Genomic DNA, 22,518 nt, shown 5'->3' on the forward strand with positions numbered 1-22,518 from the left:
CATGTTGATTCCGGTCTGGGCCGCCATTATCCCGGTCTACACAGGGCCTGAAAGGATCGCGCAATGTTTGAAAACTTAACCGACCGTCTCTCGCAGACGCTGCGCCATGTCACCGGCAAGGCCAAGCTGACCGAGGACAACATCAAAGACACGCTGCGTGAAGTGCGCATGGCGTTGCTCGAAGCCGACGTCGCCTTGCCGGTGGTCAAAGACTTCGTCAACTCGGTCAAGGAACGCGCCGTCGGCACCGAGGTGTCGCGCAGCCTGACGCCGGGCCAGGCCTTCGTGAAGATTGTCCAGGCCGAACTCGAAAGCCTGATGGGCGCGGCCAACGAAGACTTGAACCTGAGCGCCGTGCCGCCTGCCGTCGTGCTGATGGCCGGTTTGCAGGGGGCGGGTAAAACCACCACCGCCGGCAAACTCGCGCGCTTCCTTAAAGAGCGCAAGAAGAAATCGGTGATGGTCGTCTCCGCGGACGTTTACCGTCCGGCGGCGATCAAGCAGCTGGAAATGCTTGCGGGCGAAGTCGGCGTGACCTTCTTCCCGTCCGACCTGAGCCAGAAGCCGGTCGACATCGCGCAAGCAGCCATTAAAGAAGCGAAACTGAAATTCATCGACGTGGTCATCGTCGATACCGCCGGTCGCTTGCACATCGACGAAGAGATGATGGGCGAGATCAAGGCGCTGCACGCCGCGATCAACCCGGTCGAAACCCTGTTCGTGGTCGACGCCATGACCGGCCAGGATGCCGCCAACACGGCCAAGGCCTTTGGCGACGCGCTGCCCCTGACCGGTGTGATCCTGACCAAGGTCGACGGCGACGCCCGTGGCGGTGCCGCCCTGTCGGTGCGTGCCATCACCGGCAAGCCAATCAAGTTCATCGGTATGGGCGAGAAGAGCGAAGCGCTCGAGCCGTTCCACCCTGAGCGTATTGCTTCGCGCATCCTCGGCATGGGCGACGTGCTCAGCCTGATCGAGCAGGCCGAGCAGACCCTCGACAAGGACAAGGCCGACAAGCTGGCCAAGAAGCTGAAGAAGGGCAAGGGCTTCGACCTCGAAGACTTCCGCGATCAGCTGCAACAGATGAAAAACATGGGCGGCCTCGGCGGCCTCATGGACAAACTGCCGAACATCGGCGGCGTGAACCTGGCGCAAATGGGCAACGCCCAGGGCGCGGCAGAGAAGCAATTCAAGCAGATGGAAGCCATCATCAATTCCATGACCCCGGCCGAGCGCCGCGACCCTGAGCTGATCAGCGGTTCGCGCAAACGCCGGATCGCTATGGGTTCCGGCACCCAGGTGCAGGACATCGGTCGCTTGATCAAGCAACACAAGCAGATGCAGAAGATGATGAAGAAATTCTCCGCGAAAGGCGGAATGGCCAAAATGATGCGCGGCATGGGCGGTATGTTGCCCGGCGGCGGCATGCCGAAAATGTAAAGAATCCGCGCCGCCAGAGATGTCGGCGCAGTACCACAGAGATGTGGGAACTCCAGCAAACCCGCACTTGGCGGGAGCTGACTGGCCGTTTTCAACGACGGCTCTATAGCAAATCTGGATGGCGACCGGAAGGCCGCCGGAAAAAGACATTTGCAAAAGTCCGGATATTCCTTAGAATATGCGGCCTTTCGGGCACCTATGCCCGCTGTGCCTTTAGATTTGCAGCACCGACTACAGGAACGATGTTCACATGCTAACAATCCGTCTTGCCCTTGGCGGCTCCAAAAAGCGCCCGTTTTACCACTTGACCGTAACTGACAGCCGCAACCCACGTGACGGCTCTCACAAGGAACAAGTTGGTTTCTTCAACCCGATCGCTCGTGGTCAAGAAGTCCGCCTGTCCGTGAACCAAGAGCGCGTAGCCTACTGGCTGAGCGTTGGTGCACAACCATCTGAGCGTGTTGCTCAGCTGTTGAAGGACTCGGCTAAGGCCGCAGCCTGAGCAATATGAACGCGACGCCAGCTGTTGCTGATGATTTGATCGTTATCGGCAAAATTTATTCGGTTCATGGCGTTCGCGGCGAAGTGAAGGTGTATTCCTTTACTGATCCGACTGAAAACCTGTTGCAGTACAAAACCTGGACGCTCAAGCGCGAAGGCAATGTGAAACAGGTCGAGCTGGTCAGCGGACGTGGGAACGACAAGTTCCTGGTCGCAAAGCTCAAGGGTCTCGATGATCGTGAAGAAGCGCGTCTTCTGGCCGGTTATGAGATCTGCGTGCCGCGCAACCTGTTCCCTGAATTGACCGACGGCGAGTACTACTGGTACCAGCTGGAAGGTCTGAAGGTTATTGATCAACTCGGGCAATTGCTCGGGAAAATCGATCATCTTCTGGAAACCGGCGCCAATGATGTAATGGTGGTCAAGCCTTGCGCTGGCAGCCTGGATGATCGCGAACGCCTGTTGCCCTATACGGAGCAATGCGTGTTGGCCGTCGACCTGGCCGCGGGCGAGATGAAGGTGGAATGGGATGCGGACTTCTAAACGTGGCTAACCTGCGCGTAGAAGTGATCAGTTTGTTTCCCGAGATGTTCTCCGCCATCAGCGAGTACGGCATCACCAGTCGTGCGGTGAAACAGGGGCTGTTGCAGCTCACCTGTTGGAATCCGCGAGACTACACGACGGATCGACATCACACTGTGGACGATCGCCCATTTGGCGGTGGTCCGGGCATGGTGATGAAGATCAAGCCCCTGGAAGATGCGTTGGTTCAGGCCAAGGCAGCAGCCGGGGAGGCGGCGAAGGTGATTTACCTGTCCCCCCAAGGCCGTCAACTGAATCAGTCGGCGGTACGCGAGTTGGCGAATCTGGATGCATTGATCCTGATTGCCGGCCGCTATGAAGGCATTGACGAGCGTTTTATTGAAGCTCATGTCGATGAAGAGTGGTCGATTGGCGACTATGTACTGTCTGGCGGTGAGCTGCCGGCGATGGTCCTGATCGATGCGGTTACACGACTGCTGCCTGGAGCTTTAGGGCATGCGGACTCCGCCGAGGAAGATTCCTTTACGGATGGTTTGCTGGATTGCCCGCACTACACCCGACCGGAGGTGTATGCGGATCAGCGTGTTCCCGACGTATTGCTAAGTGGCAATCACGCGCATATCCGGCGTTGGCGTTTACAGCAGTCCCTTGGTAGGACCTTTGAACGACGCGCCGATCTTCTGGAAAGCCGCTCGCTTTCTGGAGAAGAGAAGAAGCTGCTCGAGGAATACATCCGCGAGCGGGACGATAGTTAACAACGTATCGATGGTAGATCCGACGATCTACCTTAGGAGCACAGCATGACTAACAAAATCATCCTTGCACTCGAAGCAGAGCAGATGACCAAAGAGATCCCTACCTTTGCCCCGGGCGACACCATTGTCGTTCAGGTGAAAGTGAAGGAAGGCGACCGTTCGCGTCTGCAAGCGTTCGAAGGTGTTGTTATCGCCAAGCGTAACCGCGGCGTAAACAGTGCTTTCACCGTGCGTAAAATCTCCAACGGTGTTGGCGTAGAGCGTACTTTCCAGACCTACAGCCCGCAAATCGACAGCATGGCCGTTAAACGTCGTGGTGACGTACGTAAAGCCAAGCTGTACTACCTGCGTGACCTGTCCGGTAAAGCAGCTCGCATCAAGGAAAAACTGGCTTAAGTCCAGCTTCCGATGCAGAAAAAAGCAGCCTGCGGGCTGCTTTTTTGTTGCCTGCGATTTACCCGATACAAACCTGACCTGTAGGCGCGAGGCTTGCCCGCGAAGACGTCATATCAGCCAACATAAATGTTGAATGTAAGTCCGTCTTCGCGGGCAAGCCTCGCTCCTGCAAGAGATCACGCCATCACCCAATCAATTGCATCAGGCTCTATAAAGCCACAGCAGGCTATGAAAGACTTGCCGTCAGTTTTCCAGTGACCTGAGCCTCTATGCCCGCCATTGACCACCCACGGATAGACCAATTTCTCGACGCCCTGTGGTTGGAGAAAGGCCTGTCCGATAACACTCGCGATGCCTATCGCAGCGATCTCGCCTTGTTCAACGGCTGGCTGCAGGAGAAAGGCCTGGAGCTGATCAACGCCGGACGCGAGTTGATCCTCGATCACTTGGCCTGGCGCCTGGAACAAAACTACAAGCCCCGTTCAACTGCACGATTTCTCTCCGGCGTGCGTGGGTTTTATCGCTATTTACTGCGGGAAAAGCTGATTGCCGTCGATCCGACCTTGCGCATCGATATGCCTCAGCTCGGCAGGCCATTGCCTAAATCCCTGTCGGAAGCCGATGTCGAGGCGCTGCTCAAGGCACCGGACTTGAGCGAAGCCATCGGCCAGCGCGATCGCGCCATGCTCGAAGTGCTTTACGCCTGCGGCTTGCGGGTGACGGAGCTGATCAGCCTGACCCTGGAGCAGGTCAACCTGCGCCAGGGCGTGCTGCGGGTGATGGGCAAGGGCAGCAAGGAGCGACTGGTGCCGATGGGCGAGGAGGCGATCGTCTGGGTTGAGCGCTATATGCGTGATGGCCGCCATGAACTGCTTGGGGGGCGTCCAAGTGATGTGATGTTCCCCAGTCAGCGCGGCGAGCAGATGACCCGCCAGACCTTCTGGCACCGCATCAAGCACCAGGCCAAGGTCGCCGGGATCGGCAAGTCGCTGTCGCCGCATACGCTGCGTCACGCCTTCGCCACGCACCTGCTCAACCACGGCGCCGATTTGCGGGTGGTGCAGATGCTGCTGGGCCATAGCGACTTGTCCACCACGCAGATCTACACCCACGTCGCCCGGGCGCGCCTGCAAGACCTGCACGCCAAACACCACCCGCGCGGCTGAGCGGGTCCCTGTGGGAGCGCCCTCAAGATGTCTTGCGTCAGGCGCATTCGGCCACAGGGGCCTTATGTGGTAGGCTTTGCCGGTTTGCACGATGGGCGATTATGACCCGGTGTTTCGGCACGGGCGTTCTGATCGTCCCATTTGTCCGCCTTCAGGAGTTCTCATGCGTCTGACCCAGATTTTCGCCGCCGCAGCCATTGCGTTGGTCAGCACCTTTGCCGTCGCCGATGACGCGGCCGACAAAGCGATTCGTAAAAGCCTGGAAAGCCTCCAGCTTGAAACCCCGATCGAAGCCATCAGCGCCAGCCCGCTGGCCGGTCTGTATGAAGTCAAGCTCAAGGGCAGCCGCGTGCTCTACGCCAGCGCCGACGGCCAGTACGTGATGCAGGGCTACATGTTCCAGCTCAAGGACGGCAAGCCGGTCAACCTGACCGAGAAGACCGAACGCCTGGGCGTTTCCAAACTGGTCAACGCGATTCCGGTAGCGGAAACCGTGGTTTACCCGGCGATCGGCGAAACCAAATCGCACATCACCGTGTTCACCGATACCACGTGCCCGTATTGCCACAAACTGCACGCCGAAGTGCCTGAGCTGAACAAGCGCGGTATTGAAGTGCGCTACGTGGCGTTCCCGCGCCAGGGCCTGGGGTCGCCGGGTGACGAACAGCTGCAAGCGGTCTGGTGCTCGAAAGACAAGAAGGCCGCCATGGACAAAATGGTCGACGGCAAGGAAATCAAGGCCGCCAAGTGCGATAACCCGGTTTCCAAGCAGTTCGCCCTCGGTCAGTCGATCGGCGTGAACGGTACACCGGCCATCGTTTTGGCTGATGGCCAGGTCATTCCGGGCTACCAGCCAGCACCACAAGTCGCCAAACTGGCGCTGGATGCGAAATAAAGTTCGTATCGTCACGGTCAGCCTTTGACGATCATGGTCGGGCGGTCATCCGCCTGGCCATTAATAGAGAACCGCAACTATGCGGTTGTTTTCACGGCCGGCCTCGAGTCGGCCGTTTTATGGGGAGTTCACAGTGAAACCGGTCAAAGTAGGCATCTGTGGGTTAGGGACCGTCGGTGGCGGTACCTTCAACGTACTTCAGCGCAACGCCGAGGAAATTGCTCGTCGTGCCGGGCGTGGAATCGAAGTGGCACAAATTGCCACGCGCACGCCAAAGCCTCAGTTCCAAACGACCGGTATTGCGATTACCAACGATGTGTTCGAAGTGGCCACGAACCCTGAGATCGACATCGTCATAGAGCTGGTGGGCGGCTACACCGTTGCCCGTGAGCTGGTACTCAAGGCCATCGAGAATGGCAAGCATGTGGTCACCGCGAACAAGGCACTGATTGCCGTTCACGGTAACGAAATTTTCGCCAAGGCTCGCGAGAAGGGTGTGATCGTCGCGTTCGAAGCGGCCGTGGCCGGTGGCATTCCGGTGATCAAGGCGATCCGCGAAGGCCTGTCCGCCAACCGTATCAACTGGGTGGCCGGCATCATCAACGGCACCGGTAACTTCATCCTGACCGAAATGCGCGAAAAGGGCCGGACGTTCGAAGACGTCCTCGCCGAGGCGCAAGCCCTGGGTTACGCCGAAGCCGATCCGACTTTTGACGTCGAAGGCATCGACGCCGCCCACAAGCTGACGATCCTCGCGTCCATCGCGTTCGGCATCCCGCTACAGTTCGACAAGGCTTACACCGAAGGCATCACCAAGCTGACCACCGCTGACGTGAACTACGCCGAAGCGCTGGGTTATCGCATCAAGCACCTCGGCGTGGCACGCAGCACTGCTGCCGGCATTGAACTGCGCGTGCACCCGACGCTGATCCCGGCCGATCGCCTGCTTGCCAACGTCAACGGCGTGATGAACGCGGTGATGGTCAACGGTGACGCTGCCGGTTCGACCCTGTTCTACGGTGCTGGCGCCGGCATGGAGCCGACGGCTTCGTCGGTGATCGCCGACCTGGTTGACGTGGTTCGCGCCATGACCTCCGACCCGGAAAACCGCGTGCCGCACCTGGCCTTCCAGCCGGATTCGCTGTCGGCCCACCCGATCCTGCCGATCGAAGCCTGCGAAAGCTCCTACTACCTGCGCATTCAGGCCAAGGACCATCCGGGCGTATTGGCTCAGGTGGCGAGCATTCTGTCGGAGCGTGGCATCAACATCGAATCGATCATGCAAAAGGAAGTCGAAGAACACGACGGCCTGGTGCCGATGATTCTGTTGACTCACCGTGTGCGTGAACAGCGCATGAACGACGCGATCGCCGCCCTGGAAGCCTTGGCAGGCGTGGTCGGTCCGGTCGTACGGATCCGTGTCGAGCATTTGAACTAAGTCGTTTTTGTTCACCGGGCTCGTGAGCGGGCCCGGGTTAACGAACACAGTCTATTGGAGCCAGTCATGCGTTATATCAGTACCCGCGGCCAGGCACCGGCCCTGAATTTCGAAGACGTCCTGCTGGCAGGCCTAGCCACTGACGGCGGCTTGTATGTGCCGGAAAACCTGCCTCGTTTCACCCAGGAAGAAATCGCTTCCTGGGCCGGCCTGCCGTATCACGAGCTGGCCTTTCGGGTGATGCGCCCGTTCGTGACTGGCAGCATCCCTGACGCCGATTTCAAAAAGATTCTCGAAGAGACATACGGCGTGTTCTCGCACAACGCCGTGGCGCCGTTGCGTCAGCTGAACGGCAACGAATGGGTGCTGGAGCTGTTCCACGGCCCGACCCTGGCGTTCAAGGACTTCGCCCTGCAACTGCTCGGTCGCCTGCTCGACTACGTGCTGGAAAAGCGCGGCGAGCGCGTGGTGATCGTCGGCGCCACCTCCGGTGATACCGGTTCGGCTGCCATCGAAGGCTGCAAGCACTGCGATAACGTCGACATTTTCATCCTGCACCCGCACAACCGCGTGTCCGAAGTGCAGCGTCGCCAGATGACCACCATTTTCGGCGAAAACATCCACAACATCGCCATCGAAGGCAACTTCGATGACTGCCAGGAAATGGTCAAGGCCAGCTTCGCCGACCAGAGCTTCCTCAAGGGCACGCGCCTGGTCGCGGTGAACTCGATCAACTGGGCGCGGATCATGGCCCAGATCGTTTACTACTTCCATGCAGCCCTGCAGTTGGGCGGCCCGGCCCGCTCGGTATCGTTCTCGGTGCCGACCGGCAACTTCGGTGACATCTTCGCCGGCTACCTGGCACGCAACATGGGCCTGCCGATCAACCAGTTGATCGTCGCCACCAACCGCAACGACATCCTGCACCGCTTCATGAGCGGTAATCAGTACGTCAAGGAAACCCTGCACGCCACGCTGTCGCCGTCCATGGACATCATGGTTTCGTCGAACTTCGAACGCCTGTTGTTCGACCTGCACGGTCGCAACGGCGCGGCGATTGCCGGCCTGATGGACACCTTCAAGCAAGGTGGCGGTTTCAGCGTCGAACAGGAACGCTGGACCGAAGCCCGCAAGCTGTTCGACTCCCTGGCCGTGGATGACGCACAAACCTGCGAAACCATCGCCGAAGTCTACGAGCAGACCGGTGAGCTGCTGGATCCGCACACGGCCATTGGCGTCAAGGCCGCGCGCGAATGCCGGCGCAGCCTGGATATTCCGATGGTGATCCTGGGCACGGCCCACCCGGTCAAATTCCCGGACGCGGTGGAAAAAGCCGGTGTAGGAAAAGCGCTTGAACTGCCTGTGCATCTTGCTGATTTGTTTGAGCGAGATGAGCGCTGCACCGTTCTGCCGAATGACCTGAAAGCCGTGCAGGCCTTTGTCAGTCAGCATGGCAACCGCGGCAAGCCCCTGTAACCGGCATAAGCTGTCACATATAAAGCCCGTCTCCCGACGGGCTTTCTCGTTTCCGGGTGTCACACTTATCGTGTGTCTACATGAAGAATCGTCCCATCAAGGACAGGCGATTCGATGACCAGGGAAGGGGCAATGCTATTTTTCAGAGGATTGAAACCAGTCGCGCGCTGGATGTTTTTGCTCAGCGCCATCGGCGTTGCGCATTGGGTGATGGCGATGCATCTGGCGACACCTGATCCCAGGGGCGCAGTCGCAGGCGCGACGATCGGACTGAGCGCTCAGGAGCGGCAATGGATCGCCGAGCACCCGCGAGTCGTTGTCGCGTCGAAGCACTTCCCGCTGTTTCTGTTCAAGGACGAGTACGGGCAGTGGAGCGGGCTGTACAACGATGTGCTCAATCGCATCAGCGCCATGACCGGTCTGCAATTTGTGTACGAAGAGACGTTTTCCACCGAGCAGATGCTGGCGCAACTGGAAAGCGGCGCGGCGAATATGAGTCCGTCGCTGTCGATGAATGACGAGCGCAAGGCGTTTCTGGATTTCAGCCATGCGTTCGGTGGCGCAGGTTGGGTATTGGTCGGGCGGGTGGGGGAACCCCGGGTAGAATCTCTGCAGCAGCTGTCACAGCAAGTATTGGTGCTGCCGGCCAGGCATGCGCTCGAATCCATGATTCGCCGTGACTATCCGGCCATCCAATTGCGTTCGGTCAAGACCTACGCCGAGGCCCGGGCGCTGGTCGTCAGTGGTGAGGCTTATGCCACCATTGAAAATGAAATCGCGGCGCAATTTTACCCGGCGGGACAGCTCGAGGTCGGGCAAGCGGTGGAGGGACTCTGGACCGCCGATTATCTGTCGGTAGGCAAAGGCCAGCCGCAGTTGTTGAGTATCCTCAACAAGGCGCTTGCAGCATTTGCGCCTGCGGAGTTACGCGCCATTCGCCTGAAATGGACCACTGGAAGTGTTCCGGTACAAGCGCCCACTGCCTGGCAGCGGCTCACGAAGTGGGGCTGGTGGGGTGTGTTGGCGGTCGGCGTATCCGCACTGTCGATAGGTTGGAGTCATCGGCGCAGGACCCTGCTCCAGCGGCGTCTGGAGGCCGAGACAGACCTTCGTGATCAGTTGGCCTTTCAACGAGCGTTGATGGACGCCATGCCCGATCCGATGTTCGTTCGTGATCTGGAAGGACGGTTGGTCATGTGCAACAAAAGTTATGAAGAAAGCCTGTCGACTCGTTTCGACCAGGTCAAGGGACGGCAATTGATCGAACTCGATACCTTGCCCAGGGAGACTGCCGAACGGCTGCATGCCGAGTTGATGGCACAACTGGCGACTCGCAAGACGAGCTTCAGCCTGTGTCAGTTGTTATTCAAGAGTGGGCCCAGGGATATTTACCAGTGGACGGTGCCGCTTTACGGTGCAGACGGCAAGTTGCGCGGTCTGTTGGGTGGATGGAGCGATATCGGCAAGTGTAAAAAGCAGGATTGATGCGGCTGATCTGCCGCCGCTGTTTTGTCTTTGTCATCTTCGCCATGCATGCTCCATCGACCAGCGACGCCGATGTGTCTGCAATCGGCATCCAGAACTTTCCCCCGAGGCCAGTGGTCATTTACAGTGGACACGCCCCAGGCACTTTGTTTTCGGACTATTGAGTGGTGATCGAGATGGAAAGTATCAGTCTATTGCTCGGTGAGGCTCTGAGCCCGTATCAGGTGACGTTGACCCCATCGGGACCCCAGGGCAAATGCCTGGTGACCCTGAAAAATTCGACTGGCGCCATTGCGGTCGAACGGGAATTCAACCAGGCACAGTTGACCGATAAGCGTCTGCTGACGGATGTGGTCGACGGATTGCATCGCGATGTGCTGATTGCCGAAGGGCGTCTGGAGCCCTGCGTTATCGCAGCGTTGCGCAATGCTGCTCAGGGCAAGCCCCTGGCCAGCCGAAAATGAAATTATGTTTTGCGGGAACCTTCCTGCTCCAAGGTCGGTCAGAGCATGTAACAGCAGGATCAAGCATTGTGCTCCGGTGCTTGTAGCTTGCTGTTACTGGTCTTTATGTAGGCCACGTTTAACCCCGAGTCGTCTCCCCACTTCTCGGGGTTTCTTTTTGCCCGCGATTTGTCATTGCCCGGCCTGCTGGCTGAAAAATGCCTTGCTGGCTTGCAGGTAGTCGCTGCGACTGTCCGGGTCCAGCCAGGCGGCGTAGGCCTCGCTCAAGCGCTCGTGGGGCAGGTCGCGCAGCAGTTGGTTGATCTCGGCGATGGCCTGGCGGCCCTGCGGGGTGTCGGTACAGCCGATGTAACCGGAAAGGTATCGGCCGGTGCCGCGGATCGGGTAGAACTGCAATTCGTCTTCCGCGAGCCCCTGCTGCCGGGCCTGGTAGCGGATCTCCGAGCGGTACCCCAACAGCAGTCGCAAGCGTCCCAGGCGTTGCATCTGTAACAGGCTGCCCAACGCGTCGTTGCCGTAGTGGAGCGTCAGCGCATGGGCGGGTGCTTGTTTGAGCAGTGCATCGAGGTACTCGCCGTAGTTGCGCTCGGCAATGATTCCCAGCTTTTCGTCGCCGCTGGCGAGCAGGGCCGCCAGGTCCACTTCGCCGTCCTTGATAAAGGGCGTCAGCAGCTCCCGATCAACGCGCCGCACTGCCAGGCCATTACTGATGGCCCGAAAGACCGGGATGGAAAACGCCATCCAGCTGGCGCGTTCCTGGCTCCAGTTCAGCGCCGCATCGCACGTGAGGGACGGCTCGCGGAGCATTTGCGAGCCGCGAGCGCGATTGACCCGCATCAGGGTGTGTTGGTATTGCGGCATGCGAGCGATCAGCAACGGCAACAGTTGATCGATGACGCCCCGGCCCTTTTCCGGTCCTTCGAAAATCATCAGCGGTGGCAGGTCGCGCAACAGCCAGACCAGGGTTTCCTTGGGCTGCGCCCACGTCGATTGAGCCTGACTGGCCAGCAGGAGGAAAACCGCGAGTGCGCGCAGCGTTCGTCCGCCGCTCGACAGGCAGTGTTTGATGAGCCGCGCAGGCAGGCGCTGCAGCTTAGATGGCGCCGTCTTCACGCAGCTTTGCGATCTGTTCCCTGTCGTAACCAAGGTCGTTCAGTACCTGCGTATTGTGTTCGCCCAGCTGCGGTCCGACCCATTCCGATGTGCCAGGCGTTTCTGAAAGTTTCGGCACGATCCCCGGCATCTTGAAATCCTTGCCGTCAGGCAGCTTGGCCTTGAGAAACATTTCCCTGGCCAGGTACTGCGGATCGCTGAACATATCTTCGGCACTGAAGATCCGGCTGGCCGGTACATCAGCCTGATTCAACTGCTCGATGATGGCATCCAGTGGCAGCGAGTTGACCCAGCGATCAATCACCCCGTAAATCTCGTCGCGTCGGCTGTCGCGCCCGTCGTTGCTGGCCAATAGCGGGTCGCTGGCCAGGTCTTCCCGGCCAATGAGCAGCATGAAGCGTTTGAAAATGGCATCGCCGTTGGCACCGATCTGCACATGTTTGCCGTCGGCGCTGGTGTGGATCGAAGAGGGGGTGATGCCGGGCATGATGTTACCGGTGCGTTCGCGGATGAAACCGAACACGTCGAACTCCGGGACCATGCTTTCCATCATGGCGAAGATCGCTTCATACAGTGCCACATCGACCACTTGGCCCAGGCCACCGTTGACTTCGCGATGACGCAGGGCCATCAGCGCGCCAATCACGCCCCAGAGTGCGGCAATCGAATCGCCGATGGAGATGCCGGTGCGCACCGGTGGTCGGTCTTCGAAGCCGGTGATGTAGCGCAGGCCGCCCATGGATTCACCGACGGCGCCAAACCCTGGTTGATCCTTCATCGGTCCGGTCTGACCGAATCCCGATAGACGCACCATCACCAGTTTCGGGTTCAGTGCGTGCAGGACTTCCCAGCCCAGGCCGAGTTTTTCCAGGACGCCGGGGCGAAAATTCTCGATCAGAATGTCCGCTTCGCCGAGCAGCTTTTTCAAAATCGCCAGACCGTCCGGATGCTTGAGGTTCAGCGTCAGGGACTTTTTGTTGCGAGCCTGGACGAACCACCACAGCGAGGTGCCTTCGTACAACTTGCGCCACTTGCGCAAGGGGTCACCACCGTCCGGGGATTCAATCTTGATCACTTCGGCACCGAATTCACCGCAGATGCGCGAGGCAAACGGCCCGGCGATCAAGGTGCCCAATTCAATGACTTTCAGACCTGAGAGCGGTTTGGCGGTGAACGGCATGCTGGATCCTTTAGGACAAAGGCTTAACGGGTAGAGCGTTTTAGCATAGCCCGGTGTCAGCCGCCCAAGGTTGATTCGCCTTCAATTCGTTGATTGCCTGTCGCATCGGTTAGACTTGCCGCCTTTCCACGTATCAAGAAGCCCGTTCATGGCCCAGCCGTCCACGACCTACAAGTTTGAACTGAACCTCACCGACCTCGACCGCAGCGTCTACGAGAGCGTGAAGCAGACCATCGCCCGTCACCCTTCGGAAACCGAAGAACGCATGACCGTGCGGCTGCTGGCCTACGCCTTCTGGTACAACGAGCAGCTGTCGTTTGGTCGCGGTCTGTCAGACGTCGATGAACCAGCCCTGTGGGAAAAGAGCCTGGATGACCGTGTCCTGCACTGGATCGAAGTCGGCCAGCCGGACGCCGATCGCCTCACCTGGTGCTCGCGCCGCACCGAGCGCACCAGCCTGCTGGCCTACGGCAGCCTGCGCGTCTGGGAAACCAAAGTGATCCCGGCGATCAAGAATCTGAAAAACGTGCACATCGCCGCGGTACCCCAGGACGTCCTGGAGACCCTGGCCAAAGACATGCCGCGCGTGATCAAGTGGGATGTGATGATCAGCGAAGGGACGATTTTCGTCACTGACGACCGTGGTCAGCACGAAGTGCAGCTGCAGTGGCTGAGCGGCGAACGCGGCTGATCGATCTGCGCGGTACCGCACCCACCGGTTTTGTCCCACCTATCCAAGAGAAGCACCTGTCACCCCATGCGCATCGAACCTCGCCTGTTGCCCGACACCCTGCCATTCCTCGGTGATCTGCCGCCGCTGCTGACCCGTCTGTACGCGGCGCGGGGCGTACAGTCCGAAGCCGAGCTGGACAAGAGCCTGGCGCGGCTGATTCCGTTCCAGCGGCTGAAGGGCATCGAGGGCGCGGTGGATTTGCTGGTGGCGGCGCTGGAGCAGCGTCAGCGGATTCTGATCGTCGGTGACTTCGACGCCGATGGGGCGACGGCCAGTACCGTGGGCATGTTGGGGCTGCAGCTGTTGGGCGCGGCTCACGTCGACTATCTGGTGCCGAACCGCTTCGAATACGGGTATGGCCTGACCCCGGAAATCGTCGAAGTCGCACTGACCCGCGACCCTCAACTGCTGATTACCGTGGATAACGGCATCTCCAGCGTCGAAGGCGTGGCGGCGGCAAAAAAAGCCGGGCTCAAGGTCCTGGTTACCGATCACCACTTGCCTGGCGACGAGCTGCCATTGGCCGATGCCATCGTCAATCCCAACCAGCCGGGTTGTGAGTTCCCGAGCAAGGCACTGGCCGGTGTCGGGGTGATTTTCTATGTACTGATGGCCTTGCGCGCGCGTTTACGCAGCCTCGGCTGGTACGCGAGCACGCCGCAGCCGAATATCGGCGAGTTACTGGACCTGGTGGCCCTCGGCAGCGTCGCCGACGTCGTGCCGCTGGATGCCAACAACCGGATTCTGGTGCATCAGGGTCTGGAACGCATTCGCGCCGGACGTGCTCGACCGGGGATCAAGGCGATCCTCGAAGTGGCCAAGCGTGACCCTGCGCGCATCACCTCCACCGATCTGGGGTTCATTGTCGGGCCCCGCCTGAACGCCGCCGGTCGGCTGGATGACATGAGCCTGGGCATCGAATGCCTGCTCACCGAAGACGTCGGGCTTGCACGTGAAATGGCCGCACAGCTGGACGGCATGAACCAGGATCGCAAATCCATCGAGCAGGGCATGCAACGTGAGGCGCTGGCCCAGCTCAAGGACTTGCCGGTGGAATCGATGCCGTTCGGTTTGTGCCTGTTCGATCCCGAGTGGCACCAGGGCGTCATCGGCATCCTCGCCTCGCGAATGAAAGAACGCTATTTTCGTCCGACCATCGCCTTTGCCGATGCCGGCGATGGCCTGCTCAAGGGCTCGGGACGTTCGGTCCAGGGGTTTCATATTCGCGACGCGCTGAGTGTGGTGGCGGCGCAACATCCGAACCTGATCAGCAAATACGGCGGCCATGCCATGGCGGCAGGCCTGACGCTGCCGGAAGCGAATTTTCCGTTGTTCGCCGAAGCCTTCGATGCCGAAGTCCGTCGGCAATTGCGCGAAGAGGACCTGACCGGTCGGCTGTTGTCGGACGGCACCCTGGCAGTCGAGGAGTTTCACCTGGAACTGGCTCGTGCCCTGCGTCATGCCGGCCCTTGGGGGCAGCACTTTCCGGAGCCGCTGTTTCATGGGGTGTTCCAGTTGGTCGAGCAGCGCATCGTCGGCGAGCGGCACCTCAAGGTGGTGCTGAAAAGCGAATGTGGCTCGGTGAAACTCGATGGCATTGCCTTTGGCATCGACCGCGACATCTGGCCGAACCCGACCATCAAATGGGTGGAACTGGCCTACAAGCTCGACCTCAACGAGTTTCGCGGGAATGAGACGGTGCAGTTGATGATTGCCCACATCGAACCGCGTTGACCCTATCGCGGGCTTGCCCGCAATAGCGATCTCTCTGATACCGAATTCATCTGAACCCTCCACCAACCCCCGATGTCGACTAGGCTCTAAGCACTGCTTGATAATCCTTGTGACGTCTTGTCAATTTTTTTACCCGCGGGGGCGGGTGCTGCAGCTTTTTTTTCCTGTCACTCGTCGACTTTCAAACAGAACCCTGGAGCCTGCCCACTGATTCGAGAGGTGCCCCATGAGTCTGCTGCTTGAACCCTATACCCTTCGCCAATTGACCCTGCTCAACCGCATTGCGGTCTCGCCGATGTGCCAGTATTCGAGCGTGGATGGCCTGGCCAATGACTGGCACCTGGTCCACCTTGGCAGCCGCGCTGTCGGCGGCGCCGGCCTGGTGTTTACCGAAGCCACGGCGGTCACGGCCGACGGACGGATCACCGCCGAAGACCTCGGTCTGTGGAACGACGAACAGATCGAACCCCTGCAACGTATCACCCGCTTCATCACCGCTCAGGGCGCCGTGGCCGGCATTCAGTTGGCCCACGCCGGGCGAAAGGCCAGCACTCACAGGCCGTGGCTGGGCAAGCATGGCAGCGTCAAACCCGATGAAGGAGGCTGGGTTCCGGTCGGTCCTTCGCCGATCGCTTTCGATCCCCAGCACACCCAACCCAGGCAGCTTGATGAAGGCCAGATCGCCGACGTCATCCAGGCCTTTGTCGAGTCAGCCAAAAGAGCGCTGACCGCCGGTTTCAAAGTGGTGGAAATACACGCCGCCCATGGCTATCTGTTGCACCAGTTCCTGTCCCCCCTGAGTAATCAGCGACGCGATCAATATGGCGGTTCATTCGAGAATAGAATCCGGCTGGTGCTGCAAGTCACCGAGGCGGTGCGTGCAGTATGGCCCGAGGAACTGCCGCTGTTTGTGCGGGTGTCGGCCACCGATTGGGTGGAAGACGGCTGGAACCCCGATGAAACCGTCGAACTGGCGCGGCGCCTTCACGCGTTGGGCGTGGACCTGATCGACGTGTCGTCGGGGGGTACGGCGGTCAACGCCGAGATCCCCACAGGGCCGGGTTATCAGACCCGCTTCGCCGAACGTGTGCGCAAGGAGTCGGGCATTGCCACCGGCACGGTAGGCATGATTACCGAACCCGCTCAGGCCGAGCACATATTGCGCACCTGCCAGGCCGACATCATCTTCCTGGCTCGGGAACTGTTGCGCGATCCGTATTGGCCGCTGCATGCCGATGACGACCTGGGTGGGCGCAAGGCCATCTGGCCAGCGCAGTATCAGCGGGCCACCCATCGGGAGCAGCCGATTCATGAGTCGGATCTGCGTGATTGAGTGAGGCTGTAAAACCAAAAAGCCCCGGTCGAGTTGATCGGGGCTTTTGTATTTCTGTGCCGGGATATTTGTTGCCTGTTCAGCCGCCTTCGCGGGCAAGCCCGCTCCCACAGTTAACCGCGATCATCCAGATGGAATGCGATCCAATGTGGGAGCGAGCTTGCTCGCGAAGGGGCCGGTTCAGCCAACCCCTTCCTGTCAGGTGTACTTACGCTTCTCCGGCGCCGGCGGGAAATACTGGTACAACCAGGTTTCACTCAAGGTCCGGTCATTGGTGCGAATGAACAAGCGCAGCTCCACCGGCGCCACGCTGTCATTGGTCGGGTACCAGTCAAACGTGATCCGATAGCCCTTGATGGCATCCAGGACCAGCACGTTGAAGTCTTTCACCTCGCCGTTCGAGCAAGTGATCACAGGCTCGATCCCCGTACCCTCCGGCAAGCGATCAAGACCGCCGCCCGTGAAGTCCACGGCAAACCGGCGTGCCCAGACTTCCGGGTAATGTTCGCCAGGCGCCCAGCCTTCGATGAAGCCGCCCATGCCCGAACGGGTCGCGTTGACCCGCGCCAGCGGCGTACTCACCGGTGGCAATGCGCTCCAGTACAGCTTGTAGCCGTAGTTCAGCGAGTCGCCGGCCGCCACCGGTTTTTTCGGGGTCCAGAAGGCGACGATGTTATCGAGGGTTTCGCCGGTCGTAGGAATTTCCAACAGATCGATCGAGCCTTCGCCCCATGCAGTCGTAGGTTCTACCCACAGGCTTGGGCGCTTGCTATACCAGTCGACGGTATCCTGATAGTTGGCGAACTCGTGATCGGTCTGTACCAGGCCGAAACCTTTTGGATCGGTGTCGGCGAAGGCGTTGAATTGCAGGGTGGCCGGGTTGTTCAACGGGCGGCAGATCCACTCGCCATTACCACGCCACATCGCCAGGCGATCGGAGTCGTGGATTTGCGGATGAATGGTGTCGCACATCCGCCGCTCATGGGTGCCGCAGCTGAACATGCTGGTCATCGGCGCGATGCCCAGCTGTTCGATGGTGGTGCGCGCATTGATGTGAGCATCGATCTCCATCACCACGCGTTCGGCCTGGCAATCGATGTCGAAACGGTAGGCGCCGGTGGCGCTCGGCGAATCCAGCAGCGCATAGACCACGAAACGGGTGCTGTCCTTGCCCGGCGTCTCGAACCAGAACTTGGTGAAGTCCGGGAATTCCTCACGCTTTTTGGCATAGGTATCGATCGCCAGGCCGCGGGCCGACAGACCGTACTGGCCAGAGGCGTCTACCGCGCGGAAATAACTGGCGCCGAGGAAGGACAACACGTCATGCCGGTCCAGCTCCGGGGCCTTGAACAGCTTGAACCCGGAAAAGCCCAGGTCGCCGGTGAGTTGCTTGGTGTCGACCGTGGTTTTTTCATAGTTGAACAGGGACGGGCGGAAATGCACCTCGCGCGCCTGGCGCGTCTTGGGGTCGACGCTGTACATGCGCACCGGCTGTTTGAAACCCATGCCGACGTGGAAGAACTGCACATCCAGTTGACCGTTCAGGTCTTTCCACAGGGAGTGGTTGCCGTCATAGCGGATTGCGTTGAAGTTCTGCGGGGTCATGGTCGCCAGGGTCGGCGGCAGCACCTGTTTGGTGTCCTGATAGCGGTTACCGGCGAGTTGTTTGGCCTGGATCTTCAGGGCTTCGAAATCGAACGCCTGAGCTTCTCCATCCGCCGCGCCGTTACCGGCCCAGGCTCGAGCGGCCAGCAGGCCAGTGGCCGATAGACCGGTATAAGCCGCGATGGCCATGGACGCTTTGAGCAAATTCCTGCGATGCATAGGTACAACCTGTCGTGAACAATCCCGCACCGTTCCTGGCACATTGGATCAAAAATGGAGGTTCGGACATGCCTTCGGCCAAACGCAACGGACTTTAAACAGATGCCAAATAGCTTAAACCGTTCGGTCGCAGAGAAAAAATGATTGATGGCATGACGATTGCGCGGCAATGAAACAAGACATGTCAGGAACAATTTCCGACAGCGCTTTCTGATTTACAGGGCATTTCTGCTTTTTTCGATTAATTACTCTAAAAATCGCTTTTCAGTCCGGATAACTTCCTATTCTATGGACATGACCGGTTTCTGCCCTCAGGCCGGTGGGATTCAGTTGGCACCAGGTGACCGCTGAAAAAGGGTAGGGCGATGCGGCTTTTCAAGTTTTCTCTGACGTATAGAAGGACATCGTCCATGTCGAAAGTACAAGGCATCACCGAACTGTTGGGAATCTTTCCGTGCCTGATGACCGGGCGGAGGAGGCGTCGGCTCAATTCCGAGGAGATGAAACTGGTTGAGCGCTATCGCGAGTTGTCGGAGAGCGACCGGATTGCCATGCGCTATCTGGTGGACGCGATGCGCAGTGTTTCGCGGTTTTAAGCAGGCATTGGATATGGCCGTGGCACGGGTGCCACGGTCGGATCCTTCAGATTGAGAGGAAAATGCCTACGATGAGCGTCGATTCGACTTGCCCGCGAAGCTTTTAATGCTTGAACATCACATGCCGCACCACCGTGTAGTCCTCCAGCCCATACAAGGACATGTCCTTGCCATACCCGGACAGTTTCTGCCCGCCATGGGGCATTTCGCTGACCAGCATGAAGTGTGTGTTCACCCAGGTGCAGCCATAGTGCAAGCGGGCCGACAGGCGATGCGCACGACCGACGTCCGAGGTCCAGACCGACGACGCCAAACCGTAGTCCGAATCGTTGGCCCAGCCCAGCACCTGCGCCTCATCGGTGAATCGGGTCACCGACACCACCGGCCCGAACACTTCGCGGCGGACGATCTCGTCGTCCTGTTGCGCGTCGGCGAGCACCGTCGGCTCGAAGAAGTAGCCATCGCCTTCCACTACGTTGCCACCGGTGATCAAGCGGATGTGCGGCTGTGCCACGGCACGCGCGACGAACCCGGCCACGCGGTCGCGATGCTGCGCGGTGATCAGCGGACCCAGTTCGGTCGACGGATCATCCTGTACGCCATGCTTGATGCTGCTGACCGCCGCGCCGAGCTTCTCGACGAACCTGTCGTAAATGCCATCCTGTGCATAGATGCGGCACGCGGCGGTGCAGTCCTGGCCGGCGTTGTAGAAGCCGAAGGTGCGAATGCCTTCCACGGCGGCATCGATGTCGGCGTCGTCGAAGATGATCACCGGCGCCTTGCCGCCCAGTTCCATGTGCAGGCGCTTGACGCTGTCGGCGGTGCTGGAAATGATGTTCGAGCCCGTCGCGATCGAGCCGGTCAGCGACACCATGCGCACTTTCGGATGGGTGACCAGCGGGCTGCCGACCGTAGGGCCACGGCCGAACACCAGATTGAGCACGCCGGCCGGTAAAATGTCCGACGCCAGTTGCGCCAGACGCATCGCGGTCAGCGGGGTTTGTTCCGACGGCTTGAGCACCACGGTATTACCGGCGGCCAAGGCTGGGGCGATTTTCCAGGCGACCATCATCAGCGGGTAGTTCCACGGTGCAATGGAGGCGATCACGCCCACGGGGTCGCGACGGATCATCGAGGTGTGGCCGGGCAGGTATTCACCGCCGGCCGAACCGCTCATGCAACGGCTGGCGCCGGCGAAGAAACGGAACACGTCGGCAATCGCCGGGATCTCGTCGTTCAGCGCGGCGCTGTAAGGTTTGCCGCAGTTGTCCGATTCCAGTTTGGCCAGCTCTTCGCCGTGGGCTTCGATGGTGTCGGCGAGTTTGAGCAGCAACAGCGAGCGCTCTTTCGGCGTGGTCTGCGACCAGCTTTCGAAGGCGCTGTCGGCGGCACGTACGGCGGCATCGACCTGGGCTTCGCTGGCTTCGTTGATGTCCACCAGTACCCGCCCCAGCGCCGGGTTGAACACCGGTTGGGCCGGGCCTTCGCCGTCGATCAGCTGGCCGTTGATCAAGAGTTGGGTTTGCATGGCTGTGTCCTCTTCGAATCCATTATTTTGCTGCGTGGAAACCGGTCCCCTGTAGGAGCTGGCTTGCCAGCGAAAGCGGTATGTCAGCTACATTGATGCTGGCTGACCTGACGCCTTCGCTGGCAAGCCAGCTCCTACAGTATTCAGCGTCTACATGAGATATGGGGCCAGCTATTTCCCGCCGCTCCCCGCCACACTTTCCCCACCACGGGTCAAGTAATACGCGCCGAGGATCGGCAACATGGTCACCATCATCACCAGCATCGCCACGACGTTGGTCACCGGCACGTCCCGCGGGCGGCTGAGCTGGTTGAGCAGCCACAGTGGCAGGGTGCGTTCATGGCCGGCGGTAAAGGTGGTGACGATGATCTCGTCGAACGACAACGCAAAGGCGAGCATGCCGCCGGCCAGCAACGCCGAGCCGAGGTTCGGCAGGATGATGTAGCGGAAGGTCTGCCAACCGTCGGCGCCAAGGTCCATCGAGGCTTCGATCAAACTGTGCGAAGTGCGGCGCAACCGGGCGATGACGTTGTTGTAGACGATCACCACGCAGAAGGTCGCGTGACCGACGATGATGGTGAACATTCCCGGCTCGATGCCCAGCGTCTTGAACGTCGCCAGCAGCGCGATACCGGTAATGATCCCCGGCAAGGCGATCGGCAGGATCAACATCAGCGAGATGCCCTGCTTGCCGAAGAAGTCGCGGCGGTACAGCGCCGCCGACGCCAGCGTGCCAAGGACCAGCGCTATAAGTGTAGCAACGGCCGCAATCTGCAAGGACAGCTTGATCGCTTCCAGCACGTCGGGCCGCGAGAACGCCACGCCGATCCATTTGAGGGTGAAGCCCCTGGGTGGGAAACTGAACGCCGCGTCTTCGGTGTTGAAGGCGTACAGGAAGATGATCAGGATCGGGAAGTGCAAGAACACCAACCCGCCCCAGGCTGCGATGCGCAGTCCCCAGGAAGCCTTTTCAGAGTGCATCGAAAGCTCCCAGTCGTTTGACGATTGACAGGTAAATGGCGATCAGCACGATCGGCACCAGCGTGAAGGCCGCGGCCATCGGCATATTGCCGATCGCGCCTTGCTGGGCGTACACCATGCTCCCGACGAAGTAACCCGGCGGGCCCACCAGTTGCGGCACGATGAAGTCGCCCAGGGTCAGGGAAAACGTGAAGATGGAACCGGCGGCAATGCCCGGAATCGACAGCGGCAACGTCACCTGCATGAAGGTCTGGCGTGGCGTCGCCCCGAGGTCGGCGGAGGCTTGCAACAGCGACGGCGGCAGACGTTCAAGGGAGGCCTGGATCGGCAGGATCATGAACGGCAGCCAGATATAGACGAAGACCATGAAGCGCCCCAGATGCGAGGTCGACAAGGTGCTGCCGCCCACCCCCGGGATGGCCAGCACCCACTGCAGCACCGGCTCCAGCCCCAGGTGTTGGACGAACCACTGCGCGACGCCGCCCTTGGCCAGCAGCAAAGTCCAGGCATACGCCTTGACGATGTAGCTGGCCCACATGGGCATCATCACCGCGATGTAGAAAAACGCCTTGGTCTTGCCGCTGGTGTAGCGCGCCATGTAGTAGGCAATCGGGAAGGCCACGACGGCGCTGGCGATCGACACGGCGACGGCCATGCCCAGGGTGCGCGCAATGATGTCGAAGTTCGACGGCTGGAACAGCGCTGCGAAGTTGGCCAGGGTCAGGTCGGGCGTGACCGCCATGGTGAAGTCATCGAAGGTGTAGAAACCTTGCCACAGCAGCACCAGCAGCGAACCGAGGTAGATCGCGCCGAACCACAGCAGTGGCGGTATCAGCAGCATCGACAGATACAGGTTGGGCCGGCGATACAGCAGGTTGGACAACCTGCGCAACGGCGAACCGTCGGCCGGGGTCTGCGCAACTGTCACGGGGTTCAT

The 22,518-nt window shown here is 59.9% G+C and carries 21 protein-coding genes; 15 read left to right on the forward strand and 6 right to left on the reverse strand.

What is annotated here, in order from left to right:
- Positions 1-63: 63 nt before the first annotated feature.
- The 11 genes from ffh to ELQ88_RS07655 all read left to right on the forward strand — a co-directional run bounded on the left by ffh (position 64) and on the right by ELQ88_RS07655 (position 10,559).
- Positions 64-1,440: a signal recognition particle protein gene (ffh, locus tag ELQ88_RS07605; RefSeq protein ID WP_008014733.1), complete on the forward strand. Its 1,377-nt coding sequence runs from the start codon at positions 64-66 to the stop codon at positions 1,438-1,440.
- 250 nt (positions 1,441-1,690) lie between these two features.
- Positions 1,691-1,942, forward strand: coding sequence for a 30S ribosomal protein S16 (gene rpsP, locus ELQ88_RS07610; RefSeq protein ID WP_025854836.1), 252 nt, complete (start codon positions 1,691-1,693; stop codon positions 1,940-1,942).
- 5 nt (positions 1,943-1,947) lie between these two features.
- Positions 1,948-2,484, forward strand: coding sequence for a ribosome maturation factor RimM (rimM, locus tag ELQ88_RS07615; protein WP_008014731.1), 537 nt, complete (start codon positions 1,948-1,950; stop codon positions 2,482-2,484).
- The gene (trmD, locus tag ELQ88_RS07620; RefSeq protein ID WP_178084677.1) at positions 2,466-3,239 is read left to right on the forward strand and encodes a tRNA (guanosine(37)-N1)-methyltransferase TrmD; all 774 of its coding nucleotides are present in this window, start codon (positions 2,466-2,468) and stop codon (positions 3,237-3,239) included. The genes rimM and trmD overlap by 19 nt, the downstream gene beginning before the upstream one ends.
- A gap of 45 nt (positions 3,240-3,284) precedes the next feature.
- Complete coding sequence (rplS, locus tag ELQ88_RS07625; RefSeq protein ID WP_003175895.1) at positions 3,285-3,635, forward strand: 50S ribosomal protein L19; 351 nt, start codon at positions 3,285-3,287, stop codon at positions 3,633-3,635.
- A gap of 269 nt (positions 3,636-3,904) precedes the next feature.
- On the forward strand, positions 3,905-4,801 hold the full coding sequence (gene xerD, locus ELQ88_RS07630) for a site-specific tyrosine recombinase XerD (RefSeq protein ID WP_128870835.1): 897 nt from the start codon (positions 3,905-3,907) through the stop codon (positions 4,799-4,801).
- 163 nt (positions 4,802-4,964) lie between these two features.
- Positions 4,965-5,696, forward strand: coding sequence for a bifunctional protein-disulfide isomerase/oxidoreductase DsbC (dsbC, locus tag ELQ88_RS07635; protein ID WP_128870836.1), 732 nt, complete (start codon positions 4,965-4,967; stop codon positions 5,694-5,696).
- 133 nt (positions 5,697-5,829) lie between these two features.
- Positions 5,830-7,134, forward strand: a complete 1,305-nt coding sequence (locus tag ELQ88_RS07640) for a homoserine dehydrogenase (RefSeq protein ID WP_128870837.1) — start codon at positions 5,830-5,832, stop codon at positions 7,132-7,134.
- Between the two features lie 66 nt (positions 7,135-7,200).
- Positions 7,201-8,610 carry a threonine synthase gene (gene thrC / locus ELQ88_RS07645; protein WP_128870838.1) on the forward strand — a complete coding sequence of 470 codons (1,410 nt, stop codon included), beginning with the start codon at positions 7,201-7,203 and terminating at the stop codon, positions 8,608-8,610.
- A 132-nt stretch (positions 8,611-8,742) separates the two neighbouring features.
- Positions 8,743-10,095 carry a transporter substrate-binding domain-containing protein gene (locus ELQ88_RS07650; RefSeq protein WP_138964410.1) on the forward strand — a complete coding sequence of 451 codons (1,353 nt, stop codon included), beginning with the start codon at positions 8,743-8,745 and terminating at the stop codon, positions 10,093-10,095.
- Positions 10,096-10,271: 176 nt separating this feature from the next.
- Positions 10,272-10,559: a DUF3509 domain-containing protein gene (locus ELQ88_RS07655; protein ID WP_128870840.1), complete on the forward strand. Its 288-nt coding sequence runs from the start codon at positions 10,272-10,274 to the stop codon at positions 10,557-10,559.
- Between the two features lie 171 nt (positions 10,560-10,730).
- Here the strand turns inward: ELQ88_RS07655 and ELQ88_RS07660 are convergent, their stop codons facing one another.
- A complete protein-coding gene (locus ELQ88_RS07660) occupies positions 10,731-11,672 on the reverse strand; it encodes a TIGR02285 family protein (RefSeq protein WP_138964412.1) in 942 nt (313 codons plus the stop codon).
- Positions 11,653-12,852, reverse strand: coding sequence for a CaiB/BaiF CoA-transferase family protein (locus ELQ88_RS07665; protein ID WP_128870842.1), 1,200 nt, complete (start codon positions 12,850-12,852; stop codon positions 11,653-11,655). Before ELQ88_RS07665 ends, ELQ88_RS07660 begins: the two co-directional genes overlap by 20 nt.
- Positions 12,853-13,000: 148 nt before the next feature.
- On the opposite strand from ELQ88_RS07665, the gene ELQ88_RS07670 reads away from it, so the two are divergent.
- From ELQ88_RS07670 to ELQ88_RS07680, 3 genes are all read left to right on the forward strand, one after another.
- Positions 13,001-13,543 carry a YaeQ family protein gene (locus tag ELQ88_RS07670; protein WP_008151638.1) on the forward strand — a complete coding sequence of 181 codons (543 nt, stop codon included), beginning with the start codon at positions 13,001-13,003 and terminating at the stop codon, positions 13,541-13,543.
- Positions 13,544-13,609: 66 nt separating this feature from the next.
- Positions 13,610-15,319: a single-stranded-DNA-specific exonuclease RecJ gene (gene recJ, locus ELQ88_RS07675; RefSeq protein WP_128870843.1), complete on the forward strand. Its 1,710-nt coding sequence runs from the start codon at positions 13,610-13,612 to the stop codon at positions 15,317-15,319.
- A 226-nt stretch (positions 15,320-15,545) separates the two neighbouring features.
- A complete protein-coding gene (locus ELQ88_RS07680; RefSeq protein ID WP_138964414.1) occupies positions 15,546-16,652 on the forward strand; it encodes an NADH:flavin oxidoreductase/NADH oxidase in 1,107 nt (368 codons plus the stop codon).
- Positions 16,653-16,850: 198 nt separating this feature from the next.
- On the opposite strand, the gene ELQ88_RS07685 is transcribed toward ELQ88_RS07680, so the two are convergent.
- Positions 16,851-18,476 (reverse strand): glucan biosynthesis protein D, encoded by a 1,626-nt coding sequence (locus tag ELQ88_RS07685; protein ID WP_138964416.1) that lies wholly within the window; start codon positions 18,474-18,476, stop codon positions 16,851-16,853.
- A gap of 410 nt (positions 18,477-18,886) precedes the next feature.
- On the opposite strand from ELQ88_RS07685, the gene ELQ88_RS07690 reads away from it, so the two are divergent.
- Complete coding sequence (locus ELQ88_RS07690; RefSeq protein WP_128870038.1) at positions 18,887-19,072, forward strand: hypothetical protein; 186 nt, start codon at positions 18,887-18,889, stop codon at positions 19,070-19,072.
- A gap of 103 nt (positions 19,073-19,175) precedes the next feature.
- Here the strand turns inward: ELQ88_RS07690 and ELQ88_RS07695 are convergent, their stop codons facing one another.
- The 3 genes from ELQ88_RS07695 to ELQ88_RS07705 form a co-directional block, all read right to left on the reverse strand.
- Positions 19,176-20,600, reverse strand: coding sequence for a gamma-aminobutyraldehyde dehydrogenase (locus ELQ88_RS07695; protein ID WP_138964418.1), 1,425 nt, complete (start codon positions 20,598-20,600; stop codon positions 19,176-19,178).
- Between the two features lie 171 nt (positions 20,601-20,771).
- Positions 20,772-21,581 (reverse strand): ABC transporter permease, encoded by an 810-nt coding sequence (locus tag ELQ88_RS07700; protein WP_128870041.1) that lies wholly within the window; start codon positions 21,579-21,581, stop codon positions 20,772-20,774.
- Positions 21,571-22,518 carry an ABC transporter permease gene (locus ELQ88_RS07705; protein ID WP_138964420.1) on the reverse strand — a complete coding sequence of 316 codons (948 nt, stop codon included), beginning with the start codon at positions 22,516-22,518 and terminating at the stop codon, positions 21,571-21,573. Before ELQ88_RS07705 ends, ELQ88_RS07700 begins: the two co-directional genes overlap by 11 nt.

Origin of the sequence: Pseudomonas sp. MPC6, assembly GCF_006094435.1 — a bacterium.
Lineage (GTDB): Bacteria > Pseudomonadota > Gammaproteobacteria > Pseudomonadales > Pseudomonadaceae > Aquipseudomonas.